Consider the following 18845-nt stretch of genomic DNA (forward strand, 5'->3'; position numbering starts at 1 on the left):
GCCGCCGGGTCCGGCCCGGCGGCGGCTACGCCTGCTCCTGCTGCTCCTGCTGCCCCTACTCCTGCTTCTTGCGGCGGGTGCCGAAGACGATCTCGTCCCAGCTCGGTACCGCCGCACGGCGCCCGGGGCGGACCCCGTCGGCCTCGGCCTGGCGGTCGGTGGTGCCCGTAAGGCGGTCCCGGTGGCCCGCCACCGTGCGCGGCATCAGGACATCGGCGTACGCGGCGCCCGCGCCCGCCGAGGCGGCGGGGGCCGGCGGCTCCTCCGCCTCCGGTTCGGTGTCTTCCGGGGTCTCGGTGCGGTCCGGGACCACCATGTCGCCGCGGAAGCTCGGGACGGCCTCCAGCAGGCTGGTGAGGGTGTCCCGTTCCTCCTCCGGTTCCGGTGCGGGCCTGCTGTCGGCACGCTCCAGCTGCCGGTCCAGGGCGCGGTCCAGCGGCCGGTCGCGCGGCAGCCGCGCGATCCTCGGTACGAAGGGGAAGCTCGGCTCCGGGGCGGCCGGCAGGTCCTCCGACTCGCCGATCAGGGAACGGGCCTCGTCGTCCACGGCCACGACCAGCCGGCGCGGCGGGTCGTAGGTCCAGCTCGCCGAGTGCGGCTCGCCCGCGACCCGGTAGACGAGCAGGACCTCCCAGGTGCCGTCGTCGCGGCGCCAGGAGTCCCACTGGACGGATTCCTTCTCGGCCCCGCGCAGGGTCAGCCGCTCCTGCACGGCCTCGCCGAGCTGCGGACCGGTGTTCTCGCCGGGACGGCGTACGGGGGTCTTGCGGGCACGCTCGGCCATGAACGCACGCTCGGCGAGCACCGGGCCCTCGAAGCGGCGTACGCGGTCGACGGGGATGCCGGCGAGTTGAGCGACCTCCTCCGCGGAGGCACCGGCCCGTATGCGGGCCTGGATGTCGCGGGGGCGGAGGTGGCTCTCCACCTCGATCTCGATCTGGTTCAGGCGCGCGCGATCGTTGCGGACGGCGGCCCGGAGCCGCTCGTCGATCGGAAGCGTGTACTCCGTGCTGTCCGCAGCCTTGAGCACCAGTCGTGTGCCGTCATTTGAGACGGCCACGACACGCAGTTCGGGCATGGGGACCTCCCGGGTGGTGCCTGCCGACGTCACGTGCGTCGCTGCTTCCGCTAGTCGAGTGTGGCCTGCCCGGGTGCAGCCTGCCACAACCTTGCCGAGTTAAACCGGCGTGTCGGGCATGCGCCCTTGATCGCCGTTATGGCACGGTTACCTGTTGGGCACGCACAGTGACCGAACGATTACTGTGCGCAGCAGGAGCCCGTGCAATACCGCGGCATCACCGGTCTTTGAGTGCCGTGTTCCATCCGTCGGCCCCTCTCCCGAGTCCGGACATCCGAAAGGAAGGACGGCCCCAGGGCTCGCCACAGTACTCCATTCGGGCCACCTGGGTGGACCGCCGCGCCGCCGAACTTTCCCCGGACGGCGGGAGTTGGCGTGCCTTCGATCGGGTCCGACCTGCACCTGTGGTCCGTTTTCGGGTGTCTTGCTTCACATAATCACCAGAAACGGAACTATCCGCTTCGCTCAGCGGTCGGTAACTCCTGGAAGAGGAGAAGCGCGAGAGGCAGGACACACCGGGGATGGCGATGGGTCAGAAGGCGACGCGGGACGTCGAGGACGGACCGGAGAGGAAGAAGCTCGACCTGAGCGCGGCCCAGGTCGCCGGTTCCTCCCTCGCCACCGTCGCGGCCGCCCTGCTCGCCTCGAAGATGGGCGTCTACGGGACCATCCTCGGAGCCGGTGTGGTCAGCGTGGTCGCCACCGCGGGCGGGCCCGTCATCCAGCACCTCTTCCGGCGCACCGGCGACCAGCTGCGCGAGAGCGCCCGGCCCAGGGCCTGTCAGGTGCCCCCGCCCCGCGCGGGGTCGACGGACGCGGACGGCGCGGCCACGGGAGCCGCCACGGAGGAGTTCGGCGCGGCCACCGTGCACGGCACCCGGGTGCGGGGCTGGAAGCGCACCGCGGTCGCCTCCGGCGCGGCCTTCGCCATCGCCGTCGGCGGCCTCGGCACCTACGAGGCGATGGCCGGCACCTCCGTCAGCAGCGGCGGCGGCACCCTTTTCTCCGGCGGCACCCGCAAGGCGGGCCAGGACCGCCCCGCCCCGCCCCGGGAAGAGCCGGGCGGCGAGGGGAAGGGCGGGCGGAGCCCCGGGTCCGGGACCTCCCCGAGCCCCTCGCCATCGCCCGGCGGCCGGAGCCCGGGCCCCGCACCCAGCCCCTCCGGCTCCGGGACCCCCGGGGCCTCCGCGGACCCGGCGCCCGGCACCTCCCCGTCGAAGGAGGCCCCGAGCTCGTCCCCGGCCCCCACTCCGCCGGCCCCGACGCGCACCCCGGACCCGACGCGCACCCCGGACCCGGCGCTTACCCCGGACGCGTCGCCGCCGCCGGCGCGGCAGAGCGCGCCCTGACCCGGAACTAGTCCCCCAGGACGCGCCGCAGGTAGTCGTTGCCGAAGACCCGGTCCGGGTCGAGACGGTCGCGCAGCGCGGTGAACTCACCGAACCGCGGGTAGGCCTCCGCGAAGTACGCCGCGTCCCGCGTGTGCACCTTGCCCCAGTGCGGACGCCCGCCGTGCGCGGTGAAGATGCGCTCGGCCGCGGTGAAGTAGGCCTGGTACGGGGTGCTCTTGTACATGTGCACCGCGATGTACGCCGTTTCCCGCCCCGAGGCCGTCGACAGCGTGATGTCGTCCGCCGGAGCCGTCCGCACCTCCACGGGGAAGCTGATCCGCAGCCCGGAATGGTCGACCATCGCCCGCAGCTCCCGCAGCGCCTCGACCACCTGCTCGCGCGGGAGGGCGTACTCCATCTCCACGAAGCGCACCCGGCGCGGACTGGTGAACACCTTGTACGGGATGTCCGTGTACGTGCGCGCCGACAGGGCGCGGCTGGCCACGCGGGCGATGGAGGGGATGGTGGCCGGGACCGCGCGGCCCAGCGAGTTGACGGCCTGGAAGAGGCCGTTGGAGAGCAACTCGTCCTCGATCCAGGCGCTCACCGGTCCGGGCGGGGCGGCGGGGCCCTGGCTGCGGTTGTTCCGCTTGGTGTTGCAGTTGCCGGTGTGCGGGAACCAGTAGAACTCGAAGTGCTCGTTCTCCGCGAAGTGCTCCTCGAACTCCGCCGTCACCCGGTCGAAGCCCATCGGCTCCTCCCGGGCGGTCAGGAAGAAGATCGGCTCCACGGCGAAGGTGATCGCGGTGACGATGCCGAGCGCGCCGATGCCGAGCCGGGCCGCCGCGAAGACCTCGGGATTCTCCTTCTCGGAGCAGGTCAGCAGCCGGCCGTCGGCGGTGACCAGTTCCAGGCCGCGGATCTGGGCGGCTATGGAGGCCGAGTCGCGGCCGGTGCCGTGGGTGCCGGTGCTGGTGGCGCCGGAGACCGTCTGCTCCATGATGTCGCCCATATTGGTGAGCGACAGGCCCTCCCGGGCCAGGGCCACGTTGAGGTCCTTGAGGACCGTGCCCGCCGCCACCGTGACGGTCCCGGCGGCCCGGTCGATCGACCGGATCCCGGCCAGGGCCTGCGGGCGGACGAGCACCCCGTCGGTCGCCGCGGCCGCGGTGAAGGAGTGGCCGGTGCCGACCGCCTTCACCCGCAGTCCGTCCTCGGCGGCCCGGCGGACCGTCTCCTGGAGCTCCCCGACCGAAGCCGGTGTCACCGTGCGGGCCGGTGTGGCGGTGATGTTGCCCGCCCAGTTATGCCACGCGGTCCGTTCCGTGCTGCGCTGCCGTGCTGTCGCCGTCCCCATCGGTTGCTGGCTCCTCCCCTTGCGCCGGCCTCTGCAGCCGGCGATAACCCGCGAACCCGACCGCGGCCGCCGCGATCCCCGCCGTGATGGAGACGACGTACCCGGTCTGCGCCCCGGCTGCGTCGACGACCAAGCCGGTCACGAAGGACCCCAGTGCGATACCGACCGCGAGGCCGGTGCTGATCCAGGTCATGCCCTCGGTCAGCTTCGCGTGTGGTACGTGCGCCTCGATCAGGGCCATCGTGGTGATCATCGTGGGAGCGATGGCGAGGCCCGAGACGAAGAGCGCCGCGGCCAGAAACGGAAGGTTCCCGGCCAGTAGGAGGGGGATCATACTCACGGCCATCGCACTGATGCCCAGGATCCAGCGAGGTTCGGCCCTGCCCTTGAAGTGCAACAGGCCGAAGACGATGCCCGCGAGGCAGGATCCGAACGCCCAGACCGCCAGGAACACCCCACCGAGGGACTTGCTGCCCTGCTCCTCGGCGAAGGCGAGGGTCGACACGTCGACGGAGCCGAAGATCGCGCCGGTCGCCACGAAGGTGGCCACCAGGACCTGCAGGCCGGGGGAGCGCAGCGCCGAGGACCGGTCCGTGTGCTCGTGGTGGGGGTGTGGCTCGGGCTCGGTGGCGGTCAGGGCCGTCAGCCACCACACGCCCGTCACCAGGCAGAGGAGGGCGACCACCGGGCCGGCCTCGGGGAACCAGCCGGCCGAGAGGGTCGCGGCCAGCGGCGGGCCGATGATGAAGCAGAGCTCGTCGACGATGGACTCGAACGAGTAGGCGGTGTGCAGCTGGGGGGTGTCGCGGAACAGGGCCGTCCAGCGGGCCCGGACCATGGATCCGACGCTCGGCACGCACCCGGAGACGACGGCGAAGGGGAAGAGGGTCCAGCTCGGCCAGCCGTTCGCCGCCGCGACCAGCAGGCCGGTCACCGCGGCGGCCGTGATCAGGGTGACGGGGCGCAGCACCCGCCGCTGTCCGTACTGGTCCACGAGCCGCGATATCTGGGGGCCCACGGCGGCGGCCGACAGGGCGATGGTGCCGGTGAGCGCGCCGGCGAGCCCGTAGCTGCCGCCGAGCTCCGTGATCATCGTGAGGACGCCGATGCCCACCATGGCCAGCGGTAGCCGGCCGAGAATGCCGGCGCCCGTGAACCCCTTGGTGCCGGGGGTGGCGAATATGGCGCGGTAGGGACTGGGCAAGGTGGTGCCCTCCGTAAGGGACGTGAATGGCAAACACAGGTTACGTCTGCCGACAAGGCGCCCGCATGGGGAAAATACCGACAGGAAGTTAGGGTGACCTTACCTCGCGTCCGGGGTGTGGGACGGGCCGGGTCCGTTGCCCGGGCGAGGGCGCCGGGTGGCAGGATTCGAGGCATGTCAGACCAGCTCCGTGCCCCCGACGGCGGCTCCGCCGCCCCTTACGACGCCCTCCTGCTGCTGTCCTTCGGCGGCCCGGAGGGACCCGACGACGTCGTGCCCTTCCTGGAGAACGTCACGCGCGGGCGCGGTATCCCGCGCGAGCGGCTCAAGGAGGTCGGGCAGCACTACTTCGGGTTCGGCGGGGTCAGCCCGATCAACGGGCAGAACCGCGAGCTGCTGGACGCGCTGCGCAAGGACTTCGCGGGCCACGGGCTGGACCTGCCGGTCTACTGGGGCAACCGCAACTGGGCCCCGTACCTGACCGACGTGATGCGGGAGATGGCCGCCGACGGGCGCCGCCGCATCGCGGTGCTCGCGACCAGCGCGTACGCCTCGTACTCGGGCTGCCGCCAGTACCGCGAGAACCTCGCCGACGCGCTGGCCGCGCTCGCCGAGGAGGGCGCGGAGCTGCCGCGGGTCGACAAGCTGCGCCACTACTTCAACCACCCCGGCTTCGTGGAGCCCATGATCGACGGGGTGGTGGCCTCGCTCGCCGAGCTCCCTGAGGAGGTGCGCTCCGGCGCCCACCTCGCCTTCACCACCCACTCCATCCCGACCGCCGCCGCGGACACCTCCGGTCCGTTCGAGGACCACACCGAGGACGGCGGGGGCGGGGCGTACGTCAAGCAGCACCTCGACGTCGCCCGGGTGATCGCGGACGAGGTCGCCGCCCGGACCGGGGTCGCGCACACCTGGGAGCTCGTCTACCAGTCCCGCAGCGGCGCCCCGCACATCCCGTGGCTGGAGCCGGACATCTGCGACCACCTGGAGGCCCTGCACGCCGCCGGTGCGCCCGCCGTGGTCATGGTGCCCATCGGCTTCGTCTCCGACCACATGGAAGTCCTCTACGACCTGGACACCGAGGCCACCGCGAAGGCGGCCGAGCTGGGCCTGCCCGTGCGGCGGTCCGCGACCGTCGGCGCCGATCCGCGCTTCGCCGGGGCCGTACGGGAGCTGGTGCTGGAGCGGGCCGCCAAGGAGCGCGGGGAGCCGGCCGCGGAGTGCTGGGTCGGCACGCTGGGCCAGAGTCATGACCTGTGCGCGGTGGGCTGCTGCCCGGCGCGGGGCCCCCGGCCGGCGGCCGCGGGCGTGGACAGTCCGTACGCGTAGGAAGTGGGACCGTGATCTCTGACGAGCTGAAGGCAGAACTGCTGGACGTGGGCCTGGAGGCCGCCCGGCAGGCCGGGGCTCTGCTGCGCGACGGCCGCCCGGCCGATCTGGCGGTGGCGGCGACCAAGACCAGCCCGATCGACGTGGTGACCGAGATGGACATCGCGGCGGAGAAGCTGATCACCGGCATCCTCGCCGAGCGGCGGCCCGAGGACGGGCTGCTGGGCGAGGAGGGCGCGGACACCCCGGGGACGAGCGGGGTGCGCTGGGTCGTCGACCCGCTGGACGGCACCGTGAACTACCTCTACGGGCTCCCGAGCTGGGGGGTGTCCATCGCGGCCGAGTACGGCGGCGAGACCGTGGTGGGCGTCGTGGCGGCCCCCATGCGCGGGGAGACCTGCCACGCGGTCCTCGGCGGCGGGGCGTGGCTGGGTACGACGCGGCTCGCCTGCCGCCCGGCGGCGCCGCTGGACCAGGCACTGCTCGGGACCGGCTTCGCGTACGTGCAGACCCGGCGGGCCCACCAGGCGGAGGTCGCGGCGCGGATCATCCCGCTGGTGCGGGACATCCGGCGGGGCGGGTCGGCGGCGCTGGACCTGTGCGACGTGGCCGCCGGGCGGCTGGACGGGTACTACGAGCGGGGACTGAACCCGTGGGACCTGGCCGCCGGTGACCTGATCGCCCGGGAGGCCGGGGCCGTGACCGGGGGCCGTCCGGGTGCGCGTGCCTCGGGCGAGCTGACCCTGGCCGCCACACCGGCCGTGTTCGCCTCGCTGCAGCCGCTGCTGGAGGAATCCGGAGCCTGGCACGACTGAAAGCACGCGGACCCCGGACGCCCGCTCGGGCGTCCGGGGTCCACGTCGTGCAGAGGCCGTGCAGGAGCAGGGGTCGTGCGGGAGTCGTGCAGGGGTCGTGCGGGAACGGCAGGCCGGCCGATCGGGGGATCAGCAGGCGGGCACGGGGGCCGAGACCGGGACACCGTGTTCGGCGGCGAGGCGCTGGAGATCCTCCAGCTCCGCCAGTTCCACTTCCGCGAGGAAGTCGTCGCCCGTCTCGCGGGCGTGCCTGAGGTCCGACTGCGTTGTCCTGATGCGCTGCAGGAGACCCGCGGTGAATGCGTCCATGATGGGTTCGCCCCCTCTTCGTGGGTCGGCGGCGGAACGTGGCTCTCCGCCGTCAGGGAGTGGATGGGGTGTGATCTCGTCCTCCCCTGCACCCTGGGCCCAGAAACCTCGTGAGGCCAGGGAATCCTCACTTCCGCCCCGTCAGCCCCTCCACGAGCCGCCTTACAGCCGGTTTATGGCCGAAACGGGCAGGATGGGCGACGCAATACACGTGTGCCCTTCTGGGCTCGGAGGAAGGAAACGACGTGCGCGTACTCGTCGTCGAGGACGAGCAGCTGCTCGCCGATGCGGTGGCCACCGGACTACGCCGGGAGGCCATGGCCGTGGACGTCGTGTACGACGGCGCCGCCGCCCTGGAGCGGGTCGGCGTGAACGACTACGACGTGGTCGTGCTCGACCGGGACCTCCCGCTCGTGCACGGTGACGACGTGTGCCGGAAGATCGTCGAGCTCGGCATGCCCACCCGCGTGCTGATGCTGACCGCCTCCGGCGACGTCAGCGACCGGGTGGAGGGGCTGGAGCTCGGCGCGGACGACTACCTGCCCAAGCCCTTCGCCTTCACCGAGCTGACCGCCCGCGTACGGGCGCTCGGGCGGCGCACCACGGTCGCGCTGCCGCCCGTGCTGGAGCGGGCCGGCATCAAGCTGGACCCGAACCGGCGGGAGGTGTTCCGCGAGGGCAAGGAGGTCCAGCTGGCGCCCAAGGAGTTCGCGGTGCTGGAGGTGCTCATGCGCAGCGAGGGGACCGTCGTCTCCGCCGAGCAGCTGCTGGAGAAGGCCTGGGACGAGAACACCGACCCCTTCACCAACGTCGTACGGGTGACCGTGATGACCCTGCGCCGCAAGCTGGGTGAGCCGCCCGTCATCGTGACCGTGCCCGGTTCCGGATACCGGATCTGATGCGCGTGGCAACCACCCCGGCGCCACCGGCGGCGCCACCGAAACCGACATGGGACCCCGGCCAGCCCGAGGGTCCCTTCCCGTGGCTGAGGCCGACCATCCGGATACGCCTCACGCTGCTGTACGGCGGGATGTTCCTGATCGCCGGGATCCTGCTGCTGTCGATCATCTACCTGCTGGCGGCGCAGGCCCTGCGGCAGGGCAACGCGATCCCGTTCACGATCGTCCGCGGCCAGAACATCGAGGTCACCAGCACCACCTGCTCCGGTGTGAGCGGCACCAACCAGCCGTTCGAGCAGTTCACCGCGGCGATCAACCAGTGCGTCCTCGAACAGCGCCGGCACGCGCTGGACGACCTGCTGAGCCGGTCGCTGATGGCCCTGCTCGGGCTGAGCATCATCGCCTTCGCCTTCGGCTACGCCATGGCCGGACGGGTGCTCTCGCCGCTCGGCAAGATCACCCGGACCGCCCGCCGGGTCGTGGGCTCCGACCTGACCCGGCGGATCGAGCTGGACGGGCCGGACGACGAGCTCAAGGAGCTCGCCGACACCTTCGACGACATGCTCGACCGGCTGGAGCGGGCCTTCACGGCCCAGCAGCGGTTCGTCGCGAACGCCTCGCACGAGCTGCGGACCCCGCTCGCGATCAACCGGACCCTGCTGGAGGTGCACCTCTCCGATCCAGGGGCGCCGATCGAGCTCCAGCAGCTCGGGAAGACCCTGCTCGCCACCAACGAGCGCAGTGAGCAGCTGGTCGAGGGCCTGCTGCTGCTGGCCCGCAGCGAGAACCAGATCGTCGAGCGCAAACCCGTGGACCTGGCGGAGGTCGCCTCGCGCGCCGTCGACCAGGTGCGCGGCGAGGCGGAGGCGAAGGGCGTGGAGATCCGCGGCGAGCGCGCCCCTGCCGTCGTCCAGGGCAACGGGGTGCTGCTGGAGCGGATCGCCCTCAACCTGGTGCAGAACGCCGTCCGGTACAACGTGCCGGAGGACGGCTGGGTGGAGGTCGTCACCGAGGCCCAGCACGATCAGGCGGTCCTCCTGGTATCGAACACGGGTCCCGTTGTTCCCGCGTACGAGGTGGACAACCTGTTCGAGCCCTTCAGGCGGCTGCGTACGGAGCGCACGGGCAGCGACAAGGGTGTCGGGCTGGGTCTGTCGATCGCGCGCTCCGTGGCGCGCGCACACGGCGGCAGGATCCAGGCGATGCCCCGGGAAGGCGGTGGCCTCGTGATGCGTGTCACTCTTCCCTTGTGAGACCTCGGCCCCGTGTTCGCTTTTGGCTGAATGCTTGCCCTGTGAAAACAATCGGTCCTGTGTGATCGATCACAGTGGCCGGTGTCGGCCCATGTGTGTTCAGTGACCCAGCCGCGGCCGGAACGCCCGGGAAGTCCGGGTTTCCGGCCCCTCGGATGGCGGGAAATACACGGGGTGGCGTTTGTGCATGACGGCCCTCGGACCGTGTACGGTCCCGCTCGTCATCCCAGCCAATCGTCCTTCGGGCGGGCGGCTGGGTGTCGATTGAGTAACAGACCTTGATGTGAGGCAAAATCTCCGCCTCAGGTCGGGCACAAGTCCGGCCTCTCGTGCGTTACGTGCGCTGAGACACCGCTAACACCCAGAGGGGGAGAGCGAACAATGGCAACGGACTACGACACCCCGCGCAAGACCGACGATGACGTCGACAACGACAGCATCGAAGAGCTGAAGGCCCGGCGTAACGAGAAGTCGACCTCGTCCGCAGACATGGACGAATTCGACTCTGTCGAGAGCATGGAGCTTCCCGGCGCGGACCTCTCCAATGAGGAGCTGGCCGTCCGGGTCCTGCCCAAGCAGGCCGATGAGTTCACCTGCATGAGCTGCTTCCTGGTGCACCACCGCAGCCAGCTGGCACGTGAGAAGAACGGTCAGCCGATCTGTCGCGACTGCGACTGATAGGCGTCGGCCGTGGCTGGCTCCACACCCTTTCGGAAGCGCCGCTTCCGGAAATCTGGTGATCCGGCGGAGACGCAGGTGGCATCCATGGATCCGGAAACGGCTCCTGGGGCTTCCGGCGGCTCCGCCAGTGCGGCGATCGCCATACCTTCCGGCACCGCCCCGGCGGTGCCGTCGGAAACCGATCCCGACGAGGGGTCCCGGTACCGCTCCGGGGCTCGTCGGATGCAAGCCGTCAAGAACGGCGTGCGCAAGGGCGGCGAAAGTGTCAGGGACGCCGCCCAGTACGTCACCGACAGGATCATCGAGAACGCACCGCGCGTTCCGGTTCGGGACCTCGCGACGCTGCGCGCGCAGTTCCCGGGCCTCGGCCCCGAGCAGCTCGCCGAAAAGCTGGTCTCGGGCGCCTGCGCCGCCACCTCGACCGTGGGCGCGGGAATCGGCGCCGCGGCCATGCTGCCCGTGCCGCCCGCGATGCCGGCGGAACTGGCGGCCGAGATCACCGCGGTCGCGGCCATCGAGCTCAAGCTCATCGCCGAACTCCACGAGGTCTACGGCCGGCGCCCGCACGGCGGCCTCAAGGAGCGCAGCCTCGCCTACCTGACCGCCTGGACGGAGGAGCGCGGGGTCGACCTGACCAAGCCGACCACGCTGAACGCGGCGCTCGGCGGGCAGATGAAGCGCGAACTGCGCCAGCAGATCATGAAGCGGATGTTCCGCAGTCTGCCGAACCTCATGCCGTTCATGGTGGGTGCCGCCGTCGGCGCGGTCATGAACCGGCGGGACACCCGCAAACTCGCCGAGAAGGTCCGTGGTGACCTGCGGAGGCGGGCCGTGGACTGGGAGGCCCTGAGCGCGCTGCCGCCCCTGGAACGGCCCGTGCAGCCCCTTCCCGAGGCCACCAGGATCGCGCTGGAGGCCGCGGATCCCTCCGCGCACGGCTGAGGTCCTCCGCCGGGGCGGTCCGCCCCGGCCGGGCCACCGGTCCCGCGGGCCGGTCAGGCCGCCTGGGTACGGGCGGCGAGCAGGGCCGACACCAGGGCCTGCGGCTCGCGGGTGGAGACGTAGACGTACGGGGTCGGGTCGGCCGGATCGGTCACCTCGACGCGGACCGCGGTCGGCACGTAGCTGCGCATCAGCATGAAGGCGCGGGTGTCCGCCTTGTACGTGCGCCAGGCGCGCGACTCCTCGGCGTCCAGGATCTCGGGCTCGCCCAGGGCCGTCACCGGGATCCGCGCGTCACCGGCCGCCAGCGCACCGCCCACCACGCGCACGCGCGCGGAACCGTACGAACTCACCACCAGCCCGGACAGCGCGGTGCCCCCGACCAGACCGGCCAGCAGCGCCGTCGTGCCCAGCGGCAGCAGCATCAGCGCGCACGCGAGGCCGACCAGGACGGCGATGCCCCACCAGGAGCGGGGGGCGGTCAGACGTTCGTCGTGGTGCACGGTGGAGAGCTGCATACGGACAAGCCTGCCACGAGGCGACCGGTGGGTAGCCGCGCGGGTAAGGTCTGCGGCTGTGAGTGGACGAAACACAGCGTTGACGCCCCCTGCCGATGCCGCCGCGCCGGTCAGGCACCCCGACGCGCCCGCACCCGGCGAGCTCCTCGGTGCGCACTACGAGCACTGTTTCGGCTGCGGCGAGGGCCAGCCCCACGGACTCCACCTGGAGGCCCGGGCGGGCGAGGGCGTGCGCGTCACCGCCGAGTTCACCGTCAAGCCCGCACACCAGGGCGCACCCGGTCTCGCCCACGGCGGGGTGCTCGCCACCGCGCTCGACGAGACGCTGGGTTCCCTGAACTGGCTGCTGCGCGTCATCGCGGTGACGGGGCGGCTGGAGACCGACTTCGTGCGGCCCGTGCCGGTGGACACCGTGCTGTACCTGGAGGCCGAGGTCACCGCCGTCGCCGGCCGGAAGATCTACTGCACGGCCGTCGGCCGGATAGGCGGACCGCAGGGCCCGGTCGCCGTACGTGCCGACGCCCTCTTCATCGAGGTGAAGGTCGACCACTTCATCGACAACGGACGGCCCGAGGAGATCCAGGCGGCGATGGCCGACCCGGACCAGGTCAGGCGCGCACGCGCCTTTGAGGTGAACCCCTGATGTCCCAGACCAACCACGATTCCCGCCGGCCGGTCGACGTGCTGATCCGCCGAGTCGACCCGGAGGTGCCGATTCCGGCCTACGGGCACCCCGGCGACGCCGGCTGCGACCTCGTCACCACCGAGGCCGCCGAGCTGGAGCCCGGCGAGCGCGCCGTCCTGCCCACCGGTGTCTCGATCGCCCTGCCCGACGGGTACGCGGCGTTCGTGCACCCGCGGTCCGGCCTGGCCGCACGCTGCGGGCTCGCGCTCGTGAATGCCCCGGGGACGGTGGATGCCGGGTACCGTGGGGAGATCAAGGTGATCGTGGTCAATCTCGACCCTCGCGAGAGCGTCCGGTTCGAGCGTTTCGACCGCATCGCCCAGCTGGTTGTCCAGCGGGTCGAGAAGGTGCGCTTCCACGAGGTGGCGGAACTTCCCGGCTCGGCCCGGGCCGAGGGGGGCTTCGGCTCCACCGGCGGGCATGCGGCCGTGGCCGGATCCGGGGCTGGTCAGCAGGGTGGGAATGGCTACGCTTCGGTCGTAACCGACCGGGAAGGACAGTGACGTGTTCGGACGTCGCAAGAAGAACGACTCCGCCCATGACGGCGGCGCGGCCGAGCAGGTCGTAGACGGCGTCGCCGAGCAGGACGACGCGGGTGAGCAGGAGAGTGCTGCCCCGCGCCGGGTGAACCTGCCGCCGGCCCCGCGGCCCGACGGCCCCTGGGACGTCTCCGAGGTGCTCGGGAACCCGGCCGACGGCCGGGTCGACCTGGGCGGCATCCTCGTACCCGGCGTCGAGGGCATGGAGCTGCGCGTCGAGGTCGCCGGTGACGCGATCGTGGCCGCGACCGTGGTCCTGGGCGACAGTGCCGTGCAGCTGCAGGCCTTCGCCGCGCCCAAGAAGGAGGGCATCTGGGGCGAGGTCCGCGAGGAGATCGCCGCGGGTATCACCCAGCAGGGCGGCATCATCGACGAGGCCCAGGGCTCCCTGGGCTGGGAGCTGCGTGCCCAGGTGCCCGTACCGCTTCCGGACGGGCAGACCGGCGCCCAGCTGGTCCGCTTCGTCGGCGTCGACGGCCCGCGCTGGTTCCTGCGCGGCGTCATCTCCGGCCAGGGCGCGGTGCGCCCCGAGTCGGCGGGTGTGCTGGAGCAGATCTTCCGGGACACCGTCGTCGTCCGCGGTGACGGCCCGATGGCTCCCCGCGACCCGATCGTCCTGAAGCTGCCGAACGACGCCCAGATGGTGCCGGACGGCGTGCAGACGGACGACCAGGAAGGCTCCCGCTTCGGCGGCGGCATGGGCCAGCTCGAACGAGGCCCGGAGATCACCGAGGTCCGCTGACCTCGGACGGCCCCCGTACACAGGGGGGCTCGTCATGTATTTCGGCCGGTGGGCCCTACTCCTTCGGGGTGGGGCCCACCGGCATGTGCCCGCCGGCGTGTGCCCCCCCGCAATCCCGCGTCAGGGATCCGTCAGGGATCGGTGCCGGGGCGCGGATCGGTGCGTGCGCGGCGCGGACGTCCCCGAGAATGGGCGCATGGGACGCGGCAAGCTCAGGATCTACCTCGGCGCGGCACCCGGTGTGGGCAAGACCTACGCGATGCTCTCCGAGGGCCATCGCCGGGTGGAGCGCGGTGCGGACTGCGTCGTCGGCTTCGTCGAGCACCACGGCCGGCCGCGGACGGAGGTCATGCTCCACGGCCTCGAACAGGTCGAGCGCAAGCCCCTGGTGTACCGGGGCGCCGCCTTCACCGAGATGGACGTGGACGCGCTGCTCGCCCGCAGGCCCGCCGTAGCGCTGGTGGACGAGCTCGCGCACACCAATGTGCCCGGCTCGCGCAACGCCAAGCGCTGGCAGGACGTGGAGGAGCTGCTGCGGGCCGGCATCGACGTCGTGTCCACCGTGAACATCCAGCACCTCGAGTCGCTCGGGGACGTTGTCGAATCGATCACCGGGGTGCGGCAGCGGGAGACCGTGCCGGACGAGGTGGTCCGCCGGGCGGACCAGGTCGAGCTGGTCGACATGTCGCCGCAGGCGCTGCGCCGGCGGATGGCCCACGGGAACATATACAAGCCCGAGAAGGTCGACGCGGCCCTGTCGAACTACTTCCGGCCGGGCAACCTCACCGCCCTGCGCGAGCTGGCGCTGCTGTGGGTGGCCGACCGGGCGGACGAGTACCTCCAGCAGTACCGGGGCGAGCACGACATCCGCTCCACCTGGCAGGCGCGTGAGCGGATCGTCGTCGGGCTCACCGGCGGGCCGGAGGGGCGCACGCTCATCCGGCGGGCCTCGCGGATGGCGGCCAAGGGCTCGGGCAGCGAGATCCTGGCCGTCTACATCGCCCGCAGCGACGGGCTGACCGCCGCCTCGCCGAAGGAGCTCGCGGTCCAGCGGACCCTGGTCGAGGACCTGGGCGGAACGTTTCATCATGTGATCGGCGACAACATCCCCGACGCCCTGCTCGCCTTCGCACGCGGGGTCAACGCCACCCAGATCGTGCTCGGCTCCAGCCGCCGCCGCTCGTGGCAGTACGTCTTCGGCCCCGGGGTCGGCGCGAGCGTCGCCCGCGACTCGGGACCCGACCTCGACGTGCACATCGTCACGCACGAGCACGTCGCCAAGGGGCGCGGCCTGCCCGTGGTGCGCTCGGCGGCCCGGCTCGGGCGGACCCGGATCATCGCCGGCTGGGTGGTGGGGACGGTCTTCCCCCTCCTGCTGTGCCTGCTGCTCACGCACGTCGACGCGGACCTCGGCCTCGCCAACGACATGCTGCTCTTCCTGTCGCTGACGGTGGCGGCCGCGCTGCTCGGCGGGCTCTGGCCGGCCCTGGCCTCCGCCGCCCTCGGCTCGCTGCTGCTGAACTACTTCTTCGCGCCGCCGCTGCACCGCCTCACGGTGTCCGACCCCAAGAACATCGTCGCCATCACCGTCTTCTTCGGGGTCGCCGTCTCCGTGGCCTCGGTCGTGGACCTGGCCGCCCGCCGCACCCACCAGGCGGCCCGGCTGCGCGCCGAGTCCGAGATCCTCTCCTTCCTGGCCGGCAGCGTGCTGCGCGGAGAGACGACACTGGACGCGCTGCTGGAGCGGGTACGCGAGACCTTCGCCATGGAGTCCGTGGCCCTGCTGGAGCGGGCGAACGACGTGGAGCCCTGGAAGCCGGCCGGCAGCGTCGGCCCCGGCCCCGTCACCCGGCCCGAGGACGCCGACGTGGACATGCCCATCGGGGACCACATGGCACTGGCCCTCTCCGGCCGGGTGCTGCCCGCGGAGGACCGCCGGGTGCTCGGTGCCTTCGCTGCGCAGGCGGCCGTGGTCCTGGACCGCCAGCGGCTGGTCGGCGAGGCCGAGGAGGCCCGGCGGATGGCCGAGGGCAACCGGATCCGCACCGCGCTGCTGGCCGCCGTCAGCCATGACCTCCGTACGCCGCTGGCCTCCATCAAGGCGTCCGTGAGCTCCCTGCGCTCCGCCGACGTGGAGTGGAGCGAGGAGGACCGGGCCGAGCTCCTCGAAGGCATCGAGGACGGCGCCGACCGCCTCGACCACCTGGTGGGCAACCTGCTTGACATGTCCCGTCTGCAGACCGGCACCGTCACCCCGCTGATCCGGGAGATCGACCTCGACGAGGTGGTCCCGATGGCGCTGGGCGGCGTACCGGAGGACAGCGTGCTGCTGGACGTGCCCGAGGCGCTGCCGATGGTGGCGGTGGACCCGGGGCTGCTGGAACGGACCGTGGCCAACGTCGTGGAGAACGCCGTCAAGTACAGCCCGGCGGGGGAGCCCGTCCTGGTGGCGGCCAGCTGCCTCGGCGACCGGGTCGAGGTCCGGGTCGTCGACCGCGGGCGGGGCGTGCCCGACGAGGCCAAGGACCGGATCTTCGCCCCCTTCCAGCGGTACGGGGACGCCCCGCGCGGGGCCGGCGTGGGCCTCGGGCTCGCCGTCGCCCGCGGGTTCGCCGAGGCCATGGACGGCACCCTGACGGCCGAGGACACCCCCGGGGGCGGGCTGACCATGGTGCTCACCCTGCGCGCGGTGCGCGGCGGCCGGGCACCGGAGCGTGCCACGGCGGGCGCGGGCGCGGGCGACGGGACCGGGGCGGGAGCGGGCGCGACGGCGGAACCGATGGAACCGATGGAACTTGATCACGACCGTGATCGGATGACGCGACAGAAGGCAGGACCTCAATGACCCGGGTGCTCGTGGTGGAAGACGAGCCGCAGATCGTCCGAGCGCTTGTGATCAACCTGAAGGCACGCAGATACGAGGTCGACGCCGCGGCCGACGGGGCGAGCGCACTGGAGCTCGCGGCCGCCCGCCACCCCGACGTGGTCGTGCTCGACCTCGGACTGCCCGACATGGACGGGGTCGAGGTGATCAAGGGCCTGCGCGGCTGGACCCGGGTGCCGATCCTGGTCCTCTCCGCCCGGCACAGCTCCGACGAGAAGGTCGAGGCCCTGGACGCGGGCGCCGACGACTACGTCACCAAGCCCTTCGGCATGGACGAACTGCTGGCGCGGCTGCGCGCCGCCGTCCGCCGGGCCGAGCCGGCCGCGGGCTCCGGCGAGGACGAGGTGATCGTGGAGACGGACGGCTTCACGGTGGACCTGGCCGCCAAGAAGGCCGTGCGCGAGGGACGCGACGTACGGCTGACGCCCACCGAGTGGCACCTGCTGGAGGTCCTGGTCCGCAACAGCGGCAAGCTGGTCAGCCAGAAGCAGCTGCTCCAGGAGGTCTGGGGGCCCTCGTACGGCACCGAGACGAACTACCTGCGGGTCTACATGGCCCAATTGAGGCGGAAACTGGAGGCGGACCCCTCACATCCGCGGCACTTCATCACCGAGCCGGGCATGGGATACCGCTTCGAGCGGTAGTGGGCACGCCGGTACGCTTCCTTTATGAGTGCTGAACCGCGTCCCGAGAAGTCCGCGAAGCCGGCCAGGCCTGCGGGCCGGTTCCGCCGGATGATTGAGCGGCTGTCCACCTCCCAGGAGGAGCTGCATTCGGCGGAGCTGCAGGAGGACGCAGAAGCCGCGGGGTGTACGCGGATCTGCGACTGCCACGACCGTCAGATAGTCAAGGTGACCGGGACCCTGCGTACGGTCACCCTGCGGCCGCGTGCGGGCGTTCCCGCCCTGGAGGCCGAGCTCTTCGACGGCTCGGCCGCGCTGGACGTGGTCTGGCTCGGGCGTCGCTCGATCGTGGGAATCGAGCCCGGCCGACGCATGATTGCCTCGGGGCGCATCTCCATGACCCACGGCCGTCGGGTGCTCTTCAACCCGAAGTACGAACTCCGCCCGCTCGGACAGGAGCACTGACCGGTGACGTCACTCGACAAACCGACCACCCCGGAACCGACCGGGCCGCGACATGCGGCCACGCCGTCCGAGGACCAGAAGGCCGTGACCCAGGCGGCGCTCTTCGATGCCTTCGGCGGCATCCGGGGCACCGTGGAGACGATGCTGCCCGGGCTGCTCTTCGTCATGATCTACACGATCAACAAGGACGTGAAGTGGTCCGCCATCGCGGCCGGCGCGGTCGCGGTCCTGCTGGTGATCGTGCGGCTGCTGCGCAAGGACACGGTCAAGCACGCCTTCAGCGGGGTCTTCGGAGTGGGCGTGGGCGTGGCCTTCGCCCTGTTCACGGGCAGCGCGAAGGGCTTCTACCTGCCCGGCATGATCTACGGCGTCGGCTTGGGCGTGGCCTTCACGGTCTCGGCGCTGGTGGGCTTCCCGCTGCTCGGCGTGATCCTGGGGCCGGTGTTCAAGGAGAACCTCTCCTGGCGCACCCGCAACCCCGGGCGCAAGAAGGCGTACGTCAAGGCCAGCCTGGCCTGGGGCCTGATCTTCCTCGCCAAGTACGCGATCCTCTTCCCGATCTACTGGTGGGGTGACGCGACGCAGCTGGGCTGGGTGCTGATCGCGCTGAAGCTCCCGCCGATGGTGCTCGCCGTGTACTTCACCTGGGTCTTCCTGGCGAAGGCGCCGCCGCCGATCGACGTGATCGCGGAGTGGGAGGCCAAGGAGGCCGCCGAGGCCGCCGCCAAGGGGCCGAAGGCCTGACGGCGCACAGCCGACGAAAGGGGCGGGACCGGCCAGGGGGCCGGTCCCGCCCCTTTGCGCTGCCGCGCCGGAACGCGCCTGCGGGCGCGGGCCGAGGCCGCACCGCACGCCTCACCCCCGCACGGCCGCAGGAGCACGTCCCGGCGCCCGCAGGCCACTGCGCGGAGGTGGGGCCCACGGCGGGTGTGCCTTGGCGGGCCGCTCCCGGCCTCCGGGCCTCCCGGGCCGGAACGGCCGCGTGGGGGAGAGCCCGCTCCCCCGGGTCAGGCCGCCGCGCGGGGCTGAGCGCCGGGGAGCGGAGGGCCGCAGGAGCTAGTCCCGGCGCCCGCGGGGCCGGCCGCCGCGCGGGGGTGAGCCCGTAGGGTCGGCGGCCCGGGGCGGGCCAGTGCTGCCGGGCCCGGCACCGGCTCCGACGGGGCGGGAACGCGCGTCCGTGGCCGCGGGGCG

Annotated in this window: 19 protein-coding genes; 14 read left to right on the forward strand and 5 right to left on the reverse strand. The window is 72.1% G+C overall.

Going from position 1 to position 18845, the window contains the following annotated elements; genetic code table 11:
* Window positions 1-55 precede the first annotated feature (55 nt).
* Window positions 56-1078, reverse strand: a complete 1023-nt coding sequence (gene sepH / locus ACFY04_RS27150) for a septation protein SepH (RefSeq protein WP_389120469.1) — start codon at window positions 1076-1078, stop codon at window positions 56-58.
* Window positions 1079-1599: 521 nt separating this feature from the next.
* Between sepH and ACFY04_RS27155 the strand changes: the two genes are divergently transcribed.
* A complete protein-coding gene (locus ACFY04_RS27155; RefSeq protein ID WP_389120471.1) occupies window positions 1600-2427 on the forward strand; it encodes a hypothetical protein in 828 nt (275 codons plus the stop codon).
* Window positions 2428-2434: 7 nt separating this feature from the next.
* Here ACFY04_RS27155 and ACFY04_RS27160 read toward each other — a convergent pair whose 3' ends face one another.
* Together ACFY04_RS27160 and ACFY04_RS27165 are read right to left on the reverse strand one after the other, a co-directional pair.
* Window positions 2435-3766, reverse strand: a complete 1332-nt coding sequence (locus ACFY04_RS27160; RefSeq protein ID WP_389120474.1) for a D-arabinono-1,4-lactone oxidase — start codon at window positions 3764-3766, stop codon at window positions 2435-2437.
* On the reverse strand, window positions 3714-4970 hold the full coding sequence (locus ACFY04_RS27165; RefSeq protein ID WP_389120476.1) for an MFS transporter: 1257 nt from the start codon (window positions 4968-4970) through the stop codon (window positions 3714-3716). The genes ACFY04_RS27160 and ACFY04_RS27165 overlap by 53 nt, the downstream gene beginning before the upstream one ends.
* Window positions 4971-5144: 174 nt before the next feature.
* Between ACFY04_RS27165 and ACFY04_RS27170 the strand changes: the two genes are divergently transcribed.
* Together ACFY04_RS27170 and ACFY04_RS27175 are read left to right on the forward strand one after the other, a co-directional pair.
* Window positions 5145-6299 (forward strand): ferrochelatase, encoded by a 1155-nt coding sequence (locus tag ACFY04_RS27170; protein WP_389120478.1) that lies wholly within the window; start codon window positions 5145-5147, stop codon window positions 6297-6299.
* A 14-nt stretch (window positions 6300-6313) separates the two neighbouring features.
* Window positions 6314-7114, forward strand: coding sequence for an inositol monophosphatase family protein (locus tag ACFY04_RS27175; RefSeq protein ID WP_389120527.1), 801 nt, complete (start codon window positions 6314-6316; stop codon window positions 7112-7114).
* Window positions 7115-7243: 129 nt separating this feature from the next.
* On the opposite strand, the gene ACFY04_RS27180 is transcribed toward ACFY04_RS27175, so the two are convergent.
* Entirely contained in the window at window positions 7244-7423 is a 180-nt protein-coding gene (locus ACFY04_RS27180; RefSeq protein ID WP_389120480.1) for a hypothetical protein, read from the reverse strand.
* A 245-nt stretch (window positions 7424-7668) separates the two neighbouring features.
* Here ACFY04_RS27180 and ACFY04_RS27185 point away from each other — a divergent pair, with 245 nt between their 5' ends.
* The 4 genes from ACFY04_RS27185 (at window position 7669) to ACFY04_RS27200 (ending at window position 11198) form a co-directional block, all read left to right on the forward strand.
* Window positions 7669-8322 carry a response regulator transcription factor gene (locus ACFY04_RS27185; protein ID WP_030008767.1) on the forward strand — a complete coding sequence of 218 codons (654 nt, stop codon included), beginning with the start codon at window positions 7669-7671 and terminating at the stop codon, window positions 8320-8322.
* 5 nt (window positions 8323-8327) lie between these two features.
* Complete coding sequence (locus ACFY04_RS27190) at window positions 8328-9575, forward strand: HAMP domain-containing sensor histidine kinase (RefSeq protein ID WP_314248759.1); 1248 nt, start codon at window positions 8328-8330, stop codon at window positions 9573-9575.
* A gap of 381 nt (window positions 9576-9956) precedes the next feature.
* Entirely contained in the window at window positions 9957-10253 is a 297-nt protein-coding gene (locus ACFY04_RS27195; protein WP_030008769.1) for a DUF4193 domain-containing protein, read from the forward strand.
* 12 nt (window positions 10254-10265) lie between these two features.
* Window positions 10266-11198 carry a hypothetical protein gene (locus ACFY04_RS27200; protein ID WP_389120482.1) on the forward strand — a complete coding sequence of 311 codons (933 nt, stop codon included), beginning with the start codon at window positions 10266-10268 and terminating at the stop codon, window positions 11196-11198.
* Window positions 11199-11251: 53 nt separating this feature from the next.
* On the opposite strand, the gene ACFY04_RS27205 is transcribed toward ACFY04_RS27200, so the two are convergent.
* Window positions 11252-11716 (reverse strand): DUF3093 domain-containing protein, encoded by a 465-nt coding sequence (locus tag ACFY04_RS27205; RefSeq protein WP_389120484.1) that lies wholly within the window; start codon window positions 11714-11716, stop codon window positions 11252-11254.
* A gap of 58 nt (window positions 11717-11774) precedes the next feature.
* Here ACFY04_RS27205 and ACFY04_RS27210 point away from each other — a divergent pair, with 58 nt between their 5' ends.
* From ACFY04_RS27210 to ACFY04_RS27240, 7 genes are all read left to right on the forward strand, one after another.
* Window positions 11775-12359: a PaaI family thioesterase gene (locus ACFY04_RS27210; protein WP_030008772.1), complete on the forward strand. Its 585-nt coding sequence runs from the start codon at window positions 11775-11777 to the stop codon at window positions 12357-12359.
* Window positions 12359-12904: a dUTP diphosphatase gene (dut, locus tag ACFY04_RS27215; RefSeq protein WP_189972789.1), complete on the forward strand. Its 546-nt coding sequence runs from the start codon at window positions 12359-12361 to the stop codon at window positions 12902-12904. Before ACFY04_RS27210 ends, dut begins: the two co-directional genes overlap by 1 nt.
* Before the next feature lies 1 nt (window position 12905).
* Window positions 12906-13682 (forward strand): DUF3710 domain-containing protein, encoded by a 777-nt coding sequence (locus ACFY04_RS27220; protein ID WP_301365783.1) that lies wholly within the window; start codon window positions 12906-12908, stop codon window positions 13680-13682.
* A gap of 196 nt (window positions 13683-13878) precedes the next feature.
* A complete protein-coding gene (locus tag ACFY04_RS27225) occupies window positions 13879-16527 on the forward strand; it encodes a DUF4118 domain-containing protein (RefSeq protein ID WP_389120488.1) in 2649 nt (882 codons plus the stop codon).
* On the forward strand, window positions 16524-17210 hold the full coding sequence (locus tag ACFY04_RS27230) for a response regulator (protein ID WP_266605846.1): 687 nt from the start codon (window positions 16524-16526) through the stop codon (window positions 17208-17210). Before ACFY04_RS27225 ends, ACFY04_RS27230 begins: the two co-directional genes overlap by 4 nt.
* 24 nt (window positions 17211-17234) lie before the next feature.
* Window positions 17235-17654 (forward strand): OB-fold nucleic acid binding domain-containing protein, encoded by a 420-nt coding sequence (locus ACFY04_RS27235; RefSeq protein ID WP_094744607.1) that lies wholly within the window; start codon window positions 17235-17237, stop codon window positions 17652-17654.
* 3 nt (window positions 17655-17657) lie between these two features.
* A complete protein-coding gene (locus ACFY04_RS27240; protein WP_389120490.1) occupies window positions 17658-18398 on the forward strand; it encodes a DUF3159 domain-containing protein in 741 nt (246 codons plus the stop codon).
* Window positions 18399-18845 lie beyond the last annotated feature (447 nt).

Source organism: Streptomyces sp. NPDC001549 (assembly GCF_042894025.1).
In the GTDB taxonomy this organism is placed as follows: domain Bacteria; phylum Actinomycetota; class Actinomycetes; order Streptomycetales; family Streptomycetaceae; genus Streptomyces; species Streptomyces kutzneri.

Excerpts from the sequence above, each read along its gene's own strand:
- ACFY04_RS27205 (WP_389120484.1), bottom strand. The coding sequence starts at position 11,716 with ATGCAGCTCTCCACCGTGCACCACGACGAACGTCTGACCGCCCCCCGC.
- ACFY04_RS27170 (WP_389120478.1), top strand. The coding sequence starts at position 5,145 with ATGTCAGACCAGCTCCGTGCCCCCGACGGCGGCTCCGCCGCCCCTTAC.
- ACFY04_RS27235 (WP_094744607.1), top strand. The coding sequence starts at position 17,235 with ATGAGTGCTGAACCGCGTCCCGAGAAGTCCGCGAAGCCGGCCAGGCCT.
- ACFY04_RS27225 (WP_389120488.1), top strand. The coding sequence starts at position 13,879 with ATGGGACGCGGCAAGCTCAGGATCTACCTCGGCGCGGCACCCGGTGTG.
- sepH (WP_389120469.1), bottom strand. The coding sequence starts at position 1,078 with ATGCCCGAACTGCGTGTCGTGGCCGTCTCAAATGACGGCACACGACTG.
- ACFY04_RS27195 (WP_030008769.1), top strand. The coding sequence starts at position 9,957 with ATGGCAACGGACTACGACACCCCGCGCAAGACCGACGATGACGTCGAC.
- ACFY04_RS27155 (WP_389120471.1), top strand. The coding sequence starts at position 1,600 with ATGGCGATGGGTCAGAAGGCGACGCGGGACGTCGAGGACGGACCGGAG.
- ACFY04_RS27180 (WP_389120480.1), bottom strand. The coding sequence starts at position 7,423 with ATGGACGCATTCACCGCGGGTCTCCTGCAGCGCATCAGGACAACGCAG.
- ACFY04_RS27160 (WP_389120474.1), bottom strand. The coding sequence starts at position 3,766 with ATGGGGACGGCGACAGCACGGCAGCGCAGCACGGAACGGACCGCGTGG.
- ACFY04_RS27230 (WP_266605846.1), top strand. The coding sequence starts at position 16,524 with ATGACCCGGGTGCTCGTGGTGGAAGACGAGCCGCAGATCGTCCGAGCG.
- dut (WP_189972789.1), top strand. The coding sequence starts at position 12,359 with ATGTCCCAGACCAACCACGATTCCCGCCGGCCGGTCGACGTGCTGATC.